At 61.9% G+C, this 554-nt stretch carries 1 protein-coding gene; it reads right to left on the reverse strand.

Features of this window, described 5'->3' with window-relative positions; translation table 11 throughout:
* A partial coding sequence (locus tag F6Q13_RS19970; RefSeq protein WP_367141382.1) for an aromatic ring-hydroxylating dioxygenase subunit alpha occupies positions 1–522 on the reverse strand: 522 nt, incomplete at its 3' end.
* Between the last annotated feature and the right edge of the window lie 32 nt (positions 523–554).

A 554-nucleotide genomic window follows, 5' to 3' on the forward strand; every position in this document is an offset into this window, starting at 1 on the left:
GTGGTAGCACTCAAGGTAGTTCTCGATCATCGTCTTCCAGTTGGCGTGCGCCTCCCACTCCTTGCGTTGCCGCAACTGCAGCGAGTCCAGATCGAGCCCACTTCGTGCGATGATGTCGAGCACGTCGCCGAAGTAGTGGCTCAAGGGACGCGCGTCGAGATCGAGGTTGACAAACACCCAGGGCCCGAGGGTCTCTGCGCACGCCGGCAGCAGCGGATAATCCCCGAGTGTGAAATTCGGCTCGTCCTGCGTTCGGGGAGCGCCGCGCAGACAACCAGTCAAGTCGTAAGTCCAGCCATGGTAGCCGCATTGCAACATCGTGGCGTTCGTCTCGCTGCGCACCACGGCCACGGGCACGTTTCCGGCGAAGCCGCTGATATAGTCGCCGAGGTTGGCAAGCTCCCGCAACGGGCCGACGTACTGCCAGGTGTTGCGGAAAATCTTCTGCAGCTCCAGTTGGGTGAACGCCGCGTCGGTGTACCACGAGACAGGCAACGACTCGCCGCGCTCGAGGGCAGACATCACGTCGTCGTAGGACTGCGTGACCTCAAACA

It is taken from the genome of Mycobacterium sp. (assembly GCF_008709575.1).
GTDB lineage: Bacteria > Actinomycetota > Actinomycetes > Mycobacteriales > Mycobacteriaceae > Mycobacterium.